This window comes from Baaleninema sp., assembly GCF_049974805.1.
Classification (GTDB): Bacteria; Cyanobacteriota; Cyanobacteriia; order Cyanobacteriales; family Geitlerinemataceae; genus Baaleninema.
Genome location: NZ_JBNGCO010000094.1, coordinates 9,759 through 20,076, shown reverse-complemented (window position 1 = coordinate 20,076; position 10,318 = coordinate 9,759). Strand labels below are relative to the sequence as shown.

At 53.3% G+C, this 10,318-nt stretch carries 13 protein-coding genes; 4 read left to right on the top strand and 9 right to left on the bottom strand.

From position 1 onward, the window contains the following. Positions 1 to 77: 77 nt before the first annotated feature. From ACP5D4_RS16500 to ACP5D4_RS16485, 4 genes are all read right to left on the bottom strand, one after another. Positions 78 to 350 carry a DUF1830 domain-containing protein gene (locus ACP5D4_RS16500; protein WP_428012720.1) on the bottom strand — a complete coding sequence of 91 codons (273 nt, stop codon included), beginning with the start codon at positions 348 to 350 and terminating at the stop codon, positions 78 to 80. A 53-nt stretch (positions 351 to 403) separates the two neighbouring features. Next, positions 404 to 1,393, bottom strand: coding sequence for a YegS/Rv2252/BmrU family lipid kinase (locus tag ACP5D4_RS16495; protein ID WP_428012719.1), 990 nt, complete (start codon positions 1,391 to 1,393; stop codon positions 404 to 406). 283 nt (positions 1,394 to 1,676) lie between these two features. Next, positions 1,677 to 1,925: a hypothetical protein gene (locus ACP5D4_RS16490; protein WP_428012718.1), complete on the bottom strand. Its 249-nt coding sequence runs from the start codon at positions 1,923 to 1,925 to the stop codon at positions 1,677 to 1,679. A gap of 104 nt (positions 1,926 to 2,029) precedes the next feature. Further along, positions 2,030 to 3,103, bottom strand: coding sequence for a Photosystem Q(B) protein 1 (locus ACP5D4_RS16485; RefSeq protein WP_428012721.1), 1,074 nt, complete (start codon positions 3,101 to 3,103; stop codon positions 2,030 to 2,032). Positions 3,104 to 3,999: 896 nt separating this feature from the next. Here ACP5D4_RS16485 and ACP5D4_RS16480 point away from each other — a divergent pair. Then, a complete protein-coding gene (locus ACP5D4_RS16480; protein ID WP_428012717.1) occupies positions 4,000 to 4,149 on the top strand; it encodes a hypothetical protein in 150 nt (49 codons plus the stop codon). Between the two features lie 42 nt (positions 4,150 to 4,191). Here the strand turns inward: ACP5D4_RS16480 and ACP5D4_RS16475 are convergent, their stop codons facing one another. The 5 genes from ACP5D4_RS16475 to ACP5D4_RS16455 all read right to left on the bottom strand — a co-directional run bounded on the left by ACP5D4_RS16475 (position 4,192) and on the right by ACP5D4_RS16455 (position 8,439). Further along, positions 4,192 to 4,833 carry an HAS-barrel domain-containing protein gene (locus ACP5D4_RS16475; protein ID WP_428012716.1) on the bottom strand — a complete coding sequence of 214 codons (642 nt, stop codon included), beginning with the start codon at positions 4,831 to 4,833 and terminating at the stop codon, positions 4,192 to 4,194. 20 nt (positions 4,834 to 4,853) lie between these two features. Continuing rightward, positions 4,854 to 5,183, bottom strand: a complete 330-nt coding sequence (locus ACP5D4_RS16470; RefSeq protein ID WP_428012715.1) for a DUF565 domain-containing protein — start codon at positions 5,181 to 5,183, stop codon at positions 4,854 to 4,856. Positions 5,184 to 5,251: 68 nt separating this feature from the next. Continuing rightward, positions 5,252 to 6,202 carry a calcium/sodium antiporter gene (locus ACP5D4_RS16465; RefSeq protein WP_428012714.1) on the bottom strand — a complete coding sequence of 317 codons (951 nt, stop codon included), beginning with the start codon at positions 6,200 to 6,202 and terminating at the stop codon, positions 5,252 to 5,254. A gap of 35 nt (positions 6,203 to 6,237) precedes the next feature. Then, a complete protein-coding gene (locus ACP5D4_RS16460) occupies positions 6,238 to 7,158 on the bottom strand; it encodes a hypothetical protein (RefSeq protein ID WP_428012713.1) in 921 nt (306 codons plus the stop codon). 156 nt (positions 7,159 to 7,314) lie between these two features. After that, positions 7,315 to 8,439, bottom strand: a complete 1,125-nt coding sequence (locus tag ACP5D4_RS16455; RefSeq protein WP_428012712.1) for a peptidylprolyl isomerase — start codon at positions 8,437 to 8,439, stop codon at positions 7,315 to 7,317. A 174-nt stretch (positions 8,440 to 8,613) separates the two neighbouring features. On the opposite strand from ACP5D4_RS16455, the gene efp reads away from it, so the two are divergent. The 3 genes from efp to ACP5D4_RS16440 all read left to right on the top strand — a co-directional run. After that, positions 8,614 to 9,171, top strand: coding sequence for an elongation factor P (efp, locus tag ACP5D4_RS16450; RefSeq protein WP_428012711.1), 558 nt, complete (start codon positions 8,614 to 8,616; stop codon positions 9,169 to 9,171). 163 nt (positions 9,172 to 9,334) lie between these two features. After that, on the top strand, positions 9,335 to 9,853 hold the full coding sequence (accB, locus tag ACP5D4_RS16445; RefSeq protein ID WP_428012710.1) for an acetyl-CoA carboxylase biotin carboxyl carrier protein: 519 nt from the start codon (positions 9,335 to 9,337) through the stop codon (positions 9,851 to 9,853). 102 nt (positions 9,854 to 9,955) lie between these two features. Beyond that, positions 9,956 to 10,318 (top strand): ArsR/SmtB family transcription factor (locus ACP5D4_RS16440; RefSeq protein WP_428012709.1); only part of this gene is annotated, 363 nt, incomplete at its 3' end.

Sequence of the window (10,318 nt, the reverse complement as noted above, 5' to 3'; positions counted from 1 at the left end):
CCTAGATAGAATGCTAGATCCCCGGCATCTCCAAGATGCCGGGGATCTTAAAGAATCCTAGATAGGACGGTTCGCCTCTATGCCTGAGATCGAACTTCCAACCGTTCGCAGGCGATCGAATCCGCCAACACCGCACTCGCCACAGTGCTGGTATACACTTCTAACTGTGCCTTCGCATAAGCCTCAAAAATCAAACGTTGACCGGGAAACACCACCCGCTCGAAATACCAGTTGGGAACGTTGGAGATACGAACGATTTGAACTTTGCTACTGCGGTTGACGTAATAGCACAAAATCTCTTTTTTGTCAAGAGAAGGGGTTTCGATTTGAGACTGAGTAGAAAGAGTCATGATTATCAAATCTGTGTTTTGTTAACGTTTGGTTTTTGAGTTTTCGAGACTTATCAAAGCGATCGCCCCTCCATCGTGGCGTCCGTTGTCGCATCAACAGAAGCGCGATCGCCCAACAACTCCCTCACGAGATTGTCCCCCTCAGCGTCGGAACTGGGAACAAAGACCCGCAAACCACCCGGAACGCAAGTCATTTCGAGGGTGTCGCGGCCGATAACTTCCCCGTCCACAACGACATTTTGCGGGGGGGTCGTGCGAACTTTAACAGATTTCGCCCGGAGATAGCCAACATCCGATCGATCCGTAGCGCGGTCGTTCAGTCCCGACCACAACAACTCATAAGACGCCGTAATCGCCTCCGCCGTCGTATCCGGTGCAAACACCGTAATATCGAGCAGTCCGTCATCCGGACAGACTCGCGCCGGACCCTGAGCCAAAATCGAAGTGGGCGGAGCCGCATTGGCCACCGTCACCGCCGCCGCCGAGGCCACCCAGATCCGGTCTTCAACTTCAATTTCCACATTAAAATGATGCAGGTCTTGCAACTGCTGAACGCCAGATAGCACGTAAGCCAAGCGTCCGAGTCGTTCCTTCGAGTCCGAATCCGTTTGAACGATGGCCTCGGCACCGACGCCGACGCCCGCCCACAACACCATCAAGCGTCCGTCTCCGCACCGCGCCGCATCAATACAGCGAACGTTACCGTCCAAAATCACCTGACAAGCCGCTTCCAGATTGTCGGGCAACCCCAACGCTTGAGCAAAGGCGTTCGCCGTTCCGCGAGGAATCGCCCCCACCGGAACGCCCGTTTCGATAGCCGCCGCCATCACCTTCGACACCGTACCGTCGCCACCCGCAGCGATGGGTATCGCTCCCACCTCCAGCGCTTGACGAGCAAACAATTCCGCATCCGTCTCCGTCTCCGTCGTGCGAATTTCGAGATCGAGTTCCGGGTCGAGCATTGCCCGAATCACCGCCAGGTCGCGATCGGCATCGCCCTGACCGGCCGCCGGGTTAAAAATAAGCCATGCTTGAGAAGCCATAATTCCGTCAAACGGGGTATTAATTGTTTCGACTGCACGCACCGGTCGTCGCGTTCGCGGCCTTCCTCGAACAGACGGTTGGAAAGAACGCACCTTGCTGTCGTCAACCACCGTCGAGAATCCCCTGGCCCTCGGTTTGCTTATCGTTAGCATCTTGAAACAATCGACCCACAAACCTCATTGAACACCACGATAGCGGTCGCGTGCATCTATCTTTAGGGTGAACCCAGACGACAGAGACGGCCGGCCGTCCCCCGTCCGAACCTCAGCCCCAGCGCAGCAACTACAAATCCGACATACTGTCCGGCGCGATCGATTCTCCAGTACGTTGCTGGAGTTTATCAGTATCGATCAGATCGCTCAGACGCTCGATTTCAATCCCGAGTTCCTCACAAGCCCGTTTCAAATTTTCGCGAAACTGCGACAGATTGTCGCCGTAGCCGCACTGCTGAGAGGCCACAGTTTCACCTTCTTTCGCATTGGCTTGAGCGCAATTCACTAAATCAATACCTTGAAGAGGGGTCGCAGACATAATCAAAAGTCCTCACTCGGGGTTTCCATGTCTAGCTTAGAGGGTTGCCACAACAACAAGCACTCCCCCAACGGGAGAGTGCCGACTGATGACGAGCGTCCCCTCTAGCTATGCAGTTGCGGCGCAGATTGAGCCACCGGAACCGCTGGTCCGTCCGCTGCCAGATCGTAAGGAAAATGATGGGCGTTCGGTTCCTGCATCACTTGCAACCCCAAATCCGCACGGTTGAGAATATCAGCCCAAGTAAAGATCGGACGGTTGCTGGCATCCACCACAGACTGATTGAAATTGAAGCCGTTGAGGTTGAACGCCATGACCCCAACCGCCAGGGTCGCACACCAGATTCCCAACGTCGGCAAGAGTACCAAAATATTGTGCGTCGTGCGGTGGTTTTCGATACCCAGCGGACGAACCAACAAACGACCTAAAAAGCCGTAGTGACTGGCAAAGTAGTTGTAAGTTTGCTCCTGTTGGCCGAACTTATACCCAGCGTTCGGCGATTCGGCGTCAGTGGTTTCGCGAATCAAACTCGACGTCACCAGAGAACCGTGAGTGGCACTGAGTAACGCACCGCCGAAAATACCGGCCACACCGAGCATATGCAGCGGGTGCATCAAGATATTATGTTCGGCCTGGAAGGAGAACATATAGTAGAACGTGCCGGAAATCCCCAAAGGCAAACCTTCCGAAAAACTGCCCTGTCCGATGGGATACACTAAGAACACCGCCGTAGCCGCTGCAACCGGCGCAGAAAAGGCCACGGCAATCCACGGACGCAAGCCTAACCGATAGCTGAGTTCCCACTGGCGACCTAAGTAGGCCCAGATACCGATGAGAAAGTGCAAGACGATCAGTTGATAGGGACCGCCGTTATAAAGCCATTCCGCCACCGAACTGGCTTCCCAAATCGGATATAAGTGCAAGCCGATGGCTGCCGAAGTGGGAACCACCGCCGCCGAAATGATATTGTTTCCGTCGAGTAACGCACCGCTGACGGGTTCGCGAATTCCGGCTAAATCTACGGGGGGCGCCGCGATGAAGGCTAGAATAAAGCAAATCGACGCCGCGATGAGGGTGGGGAACATTAACAAGCCAAACCAACCGATGTAAATGCGGTTGTTGGTGCTGGTAATCCAGCGGCCGAACCGTTCCCAGTTTCGCCCCAGAGATGTTGTAATCGTTGGAGTTCGTGTCGTCAAAGTAATTCGTCCTCCTTTTCTTTTCAAATCAAAGATTTTCCGATCTCTAAAATTCCTAAATCGGAAATTTGGTAATCCAATCCGAAATAACAAAATAATGATTCCATCTTTGTTGTAACTGTCCGTTCCCCCAAAGAGCATCTGTCAACAGTTAGGTTCGTTCAGTTGCCTCAACTCTCTCCAGGGACACATGACGACGTAAAGAGACCGGACGTAACGAGACGGAATCCGACCATCTCTGTCTGTCCTCTGTGGCCATCGAGCTTCATATTCCTTCGCCAACAACTCGCATCCTCCATCGGGGAAAACACCGAAAGACATTTTGTTCGTTTTTGAGCCACCGTTAAATTACCTAGGGATTTTCCGAAGTCAAGAAACGACCGTAAAAAAACAGTTCGGGATTTAACGAATTTAGAGATTTTAGATAAAGTCGCAGCCGAAAAAACGCGTTCGAGATTAAAGTAAAAGTAAAGATTCTTGTCAGAGATGTTGTTTTGAAACCCCAAGCGGGTAAAGTAGGAAATAGGGGAAATTGAGTCGAGACAATCTGAGATTGACCCAAAACTGGCCAGTGGCGACCGTCATCGTATCATCCCTCGACTCACTTTCTCCTCAGGAAAACATCTTGAAACTATAGATCGGGTTATTTTAAAGACCGCTATTCAAATTGAGGCGTGAGGAGAACGCCGCCGAGGGATTAGATAAACCCGCAGTGTGAGAACAAAGCCAGGAGTTACGCACTTGTCGGTCGAGACACTCGTTTTTTTGTCCCGACCTTTCCGTTGAAATAACGGAATCTGGTGAACAACCGAGTGTCTGCGTCAGTCCTCAAAGCATTCGGCGTCAAGTAGAAGCAGGTAACAGGGGAACCGAAAATGGAACGAGTCGATCGCTGCGATTGTCTGATTTGTATGGCATTGACCATCTCGATCGCCGCTTTAACGGTTTGGGGATACGCGAAAGATTCGTCTATCCACTTAAACGTCAGAACCGAAGAAGCTTCAGTCACCGCTACGGCAAAATAATCAAATTATTTTAGCGGAAAGGAAACTGTCAATTGTCAATTTCTAAGGGTGAATTTGACTGAGGATCGATCGAAGTCGATCGTAATCGTCTTTGAGAATCCAACTGAGGCTGCGTCCAGCTTGCACTAACCATTCTCGGTCAGCTTTGCGAGTTTGATAGACCAACCGAACCGCCGCCGCCGTGAGGGATTCCACCGGAACCCCCGCCACTTGCAACAGCGTCCGCAAAAACTCCAATTCTTCCGTAAAGCGAATCACCTCGTCATCGTCGCAGTAGGATACCGCTTGATGGATTTGCGGGGGGCGAGGGGGTAAATATTGATAAACGCGGCCATCGCCGGGAGACGTAAAGCCGACGATGGCCGCCCGAAACTCCGTTTTCAACATGGCGAAAATTTGCGGTTGCTGTTCCCGCAGTTCCTCGAGGGACAATCCCAAGGCTTGGGCCCGGTGAACAGAATCGATGGGCATCGTCGTGGCGTGGTAGACCACCGCATACACCGTGTTTCCCGACTCCTCATCTTGGGCTTTCACCCAACTGCCAAAGGGGGGCATCGTGGGAAATTTGAGGGAATCGGACTCCAAACACTGAGCCAGGAATTCCGTAGAAGAGGTTTCGATGACTTCGGCAAAGCGATCGTCATTGCCATCGCGAGGGCTAAATTGAGGGAGAGGTAAACGCATCGATTCCTTAAGAGCCGAGTTCACGAGCCGAGTTTGAAGGCTTCCACAAACAGACTATACACCAAGCCGATTTTCGTGGCGCTGAGGGTATCGACTAAGGTAGACGGACGAGATCGACGACGGGCGTACACCAACCAATTAATCGCTTCGGTTCCCAGTAATAACAGCAACGACACCGTAATATCCAACAAAGCTCGCTGTCCGGCAATCGTCGAAACTGCCGTTCCCATAAAAAAGCCGAACAACCAGCCGATAATCAAAATAGAAATGCGCCGCCAAGGATTGCTCAACCACTGGCGTAACCGTTCGAGGGCGGCATCGAACAAACCGTTCAATCGCGTATTCTGCACGAGTTTCTGTCACCTCCTGTTTGGGGTGTCAAGACGCCAATTGCTAGTTTGCAGGCGTTTACACCCGATTAAACCAAATTAAAAATCTGAGCGATAAACCAAGCGTAAAAGATTAAAAACAAATAGCCTTCCCAGCGGGTAATTTGTTTGTCTTGAACCACGAAAAACATCAAAATCGTACCGAAGACCATTTCCAGCAATCCTTCCCACAGGGTGCGTTCGGGAATCGTGAGAACGCCGAACAGTCTCGGAATACTCATCACCATGAGAGCGTTAAAAATATTCGAGCCGATGACGTTGCCCACCGCCATCTCGCCGTTCCCCTTACGAACGCACACGATACTCACCATGAGTTCCGGTAAAGAGGTTCCGATGGCGAGAACGCTCACGGCGATAATTTCTTTCCCGACGTTAAAAATCTCCGAGAGTTTGACGATCGACATCACGGTATAGTCGGCGCCGAAGTACAGCCCGACCACACTTAACAACAGTACGATAAAAGCGCGAACGGGGACTTTACCCCGTTCGATAATTTGTCCGGTTTCTTCGTCGAGAGTGCCGATTTCTGAATGTTGCATGGTGTACATCAAATACACGATGTAAGCCAAGATACACAACAGGGCTTCACCAATCGAAAACTGACCCGTAATTAACATCAAGGACAGCAAAAAAGCCGAGCCAACAAACAAGGGCAAATCGACACTAGCAATTTCGTATTTGAGGTGGATCTGTTTGGCGATAATGGCGGCAATTCCAATAATTAGGAAGATATTGGCGACGTTCGAGCCGACCACGTTGCCGAAGACAATTTCAGACGAGCCTTGTACGACGGCAACGACCGAAGACATGAGTTCCGGCAAGGACGTGCCGATGGAGACAATTGCAACGCCAACAACAAAGGGCGGAAACTTTAAAAAGATACCGATTTTTTCGGCGGAATCTGTGAAGAAGTCAGAGGATTTAACAAGTACAAATAAACTGACAGCAAAGATTCCCAGCCAAGATAGTATTTCTAACATTAGGAAAGAAAAGGTCTCTTTGAAATACTATAACGTCAAAAGTCGTGCGATCGCCAAATAAACGACCCAAACGACTCGTCGTCCGTTCCCAAGAACAAACCGCCCTCTGCGCCGCTCGTCAGTTCCAGGGCTTCCACCTTGTGCTGTCTCGTACTCGTGAGAGGAATGCCGGAGGAGGGGAGAAAATTGAGGGTATCTCCCTCGCGATCGAAGACACCGATGGCATAAACCGCCGAGGCAAACGGCCCGTCGTTGCCGTCGTCCGACGCCGCCGCAATATAGAGAATTCCCGCCGCGTCGAGTTTCAAATCGGAAATATGACGCACCGATCCCCCCGGATAGGGGACGCGCAGCTCTCGAGACGCCACCTCGCCAAACTGATAGGTTTGCGGGTCGAAAATCGCCCAATACAACCGTGCGGGGTCTTCACCGTTGCCGCGATGACCCCAAACCGCCAGCAGCCTCTCTTCGACCGTTTGCAAGGCAAAGCCTTCGACGTTGCTGCCTGGGGGCAACTCCGGCAGGTCAAACTGCCCCAACACTGACACCTGACGAGTTTCCCGGTCGAGACTCACGTGATAAACCGTTCCGTCGCTTTCGACTGCGGCGAAGCTAGAGGTTCCGGGGACGGCGGACAACGCCTCCAAATCCACCGGAAGCGGCGTTTCCGAGGGCCAAGCGAGGGGTTGGTAGTCCGGCCATCCCTCTTCAGACAGGGAGAGAACGGCCAAGCGTCCCTCATCCTCCCGTTTGTTGTCGTGAACGACGAGGAAATCGAGGGGGGCGTCCGTGTCGGCGATGGCAGCTATGCCGCTAATACCGTATTGAATCGAACCCCGTACCGGCTGCCAGGATTGGGAGAATACCGGAGAGGTCGAGAACAGCGTCGGCGCGATCGACCCCACAGTCCCGAGGGCAAACTGGAGCGATCGATACAGAAACGAAGATTGAGACATCTATAAAACCTTCAGACTCGACACTTCAAACAGCCAGAACATCGCACCCTGGCCCGGTCGCCGACGGGGTCGATCGTTCGAGAAAAAACCCGGCATCCTTGCAATACCGGGTCGATCGAAATTCCATCGAACCTGCGTTCGACCACCGAAAATCCGTTACGCCGAAGCGTCTCCCGGCCGGATCAGATTTTCTAACCCCTCGACGACGCGAGCCGATTGGATAACATCGCCTTTGGTGAGTTTTTCCAGCACCTGAGCCCCGTCAACCACGTAACCGAAGGCAGCATAGCGTCCGTCGAGCAGGTTCAAACCCGCCGGAGTCAGTTCCGGCTCGAACAGGAAGAAAAAGAACTGAGACGAGCCGCTGTTGGGTTCCAAATCCCGGTGAGCCATCCCCACCGTTCCATAAGCCGAAAACGGCAGCACCGGCTGTTCCCGATACAAGCCGATTTGTTCCAACGTAAACTCGTAAACCGGTTCGTCCTCGCCACGAACGCGAATTTCTAAGGGAATCGTGCGGTACTCGCCCGTATCGGGATCGACAAAGCCGTCGTCGGGTCCGGGAGGATCGCCCGCTTGCAGCACGTAATTGGCTTCAGCCCGCGTAAAGGGCAGTCCGTCGTAAAAGCCGCGATCAACCAAATCGACAAAGTTTCCCGCCGTAACGGGGGCGTTGTAGCCGTCGGCGATTAACGTCACCGTTCCCTGCGCCGTGGTCATTTCCACCGTTGCCCGTCCTTTCAACTGGGGCAAATCAGCGTAATCCTCGGGGACTTCAAAAGGAAAACCGTCCACCATCAGTTCCTCGAACTCGCCGAGGGTATCGAGAAGCTGGCGGCGCACCACCCAAGCCTGCTCTTTATCTTGTTCCTCGACCACAGTTTCGAGTTCCACCATCCCGTTTTCGAGTTGCGCGAGTTTCTCTTGCGCTTGCGGTTGACGGGAGGGGGGGACGCTGGCTAACAGTTCGTCTTTGCGATAGAACAGCGTCGATTTGGCACTTCTGACGTCGCTGGCCACCGCCGACCAGCGTTTTCGCGCCCGCAGTTGAGTGCTGATGTCTTCCAAACTGCTTTGAATGCGGCGCACCGAATCGTTATCGATCGGGAGCGCGTATTGCAGGAGCGATCGCGGGTCGGTGACGGCATTCCCTTGAGGCATTCGGCTCTCGCGGTAGTTGTCGTTATCGCCACCCCACCAAGCCGCACTCAGACCGAGCGACAGCGGGATCAGTACGATCGCGAACAGGCCGACTTTGAGCCAGCGTTTCAGTACGTCCATGCTTTTTCGTCGTTGTGAGTTTCCATCGAGCGTGTTCCTTCATCATAGTGCCAGAGGGGGGCGTTCTCTCAGGCAAACTGGCACGATCGCCAGGAACTTACCTAACGGAAGTGCCGGAAACGAACCGCTCAGGGGTAAAATAGGTTGCCGATTGTTCTGCACGGATCGAGATTCATGATCTCCTCAAATGACTTTAGAACTGGCGTCACCATCGAACTCGATGGAGGAGTTTGGCGCGTCGTAGAATTTCTGCACGTCAAACCGGGGAAAGGTTCGGCGTTCGTCCGCACGAAACTGAAAAACGTGCAAAGTGGAAACACCGTCGAACGCACGTTCCGGGCGGGGGAAACCGTTCCCCAAGCCAACCTGGACAAACGGGTGATGCAACATACTTACCGCGAAGGCGAACAGTTCGTCTTCATGGACATGGAAACCTACGAGGAAACCCGTCTCAACGCCGAACAAATCGGCGACGGCGTGAAGTATCTCATCGAAGGCATGGAAGTGAACGTCGTGCGCTGGAACGACCAGGTGTTGGAAGTCGAACTTCCCAACTCCGTCGTGTTGGAAGTGACTGAAACCGATCCCGGAATCAAAGGCGATACGGCCACCGGCGGCACCAAACCCGCCACCGTCGCAACGGGAGCGCAAGTCATGGTTCCGTTGTTTATTTCCGTCGGCGAACGGATTAAAATCGATACGCGCTCCGATACCTATTTGGGACGAGAGTAATTGCGTTTAACGGGAGTTGGAACGGTTGACGGGGGGATGAGGGACTGGGAACGACACCCCTCCAGCCTCTCCAACGCGACTTTTCTATGTCACTTTGGGCAACCCAAATTAGCCAGCCTTTTCAAGACTTGAGAGCATTCGGATAGATAGCGGACATAACACAGTGCAACTGGATTTCAACCAACTGCGCGAGCTTCTCGCAGATTTAGATCAAACGGATATAGCAGAGCTGACACTCAAAAGCAGCGACCTCGAACTTACGGTTCGTAAAAATCGAGCCGGGTTGACCGAGGCCACCTCGTCGATCGACCTCTCGACCTTGGCCGCCGCCGCAGCAGCAGCCGGAAATCAAGTCCCGGCCGCTCCGGTGTCGGCGCCGACGCCGAGCCAACCGGAAGCCAGCGAGGGGACATCGCCGCCGCCGCCGTCTTCTGAGCCGAAGTGGGTCGAAATCGTCTCGCCGATGGTGGGAACCTTTTATCGCGCCCCCGCTCCGGACGAACCGCCCTTTGTGGAAGTCGGCGATCGCATCACCACAGGTCGAACGGTGTGTATCATTGAAGCGATGAAACTGATGAACGAAGTCGAATCGGAAGTTGCCGGAGAAGTGGTGGAGATTTTGGTTGAAAACGGCGAACCCGTTGAATACGACCAACCGTTGATGCGAATTCTTCCGGCTTGATAACAGGCGGTTTCTGACCGCCTTTATCGCTCGATCGGCATCGACGAAACAGATCGACCTCGATCTCAGTCCTGCGATCGCAACCCTTTGGCGTTAAATCCGATGAAATCCGTGCAGCCCATACCGAAAGAAGTGACGAAACACGTCGCCGAGTATTTCAGCATCCTTAGCGAACCGATGCGCTTGAAGATTTTGAACCTCTTGCGCGACGATGAAAAATGCGTTCAGGAACTCGTTGAGGCAACGAAAACCAGTCAGGCCAACGTATCCAAACATTTGAAAGTGATGCTGCAAGCTGGCATTCTGACCCGTCGCACGGAAGGAACGTCGGCATACTACCGCGTCGAAGACCAATTGACCTTCGAGTTGTGTCATTTGGTGTGCGATCGCCTGGCGACTCGGATCGAACAACAGGCGCGACATTTCCGGGCGTTTAGCTTCTCGAGTCGTCCCCAAACGGAAGAG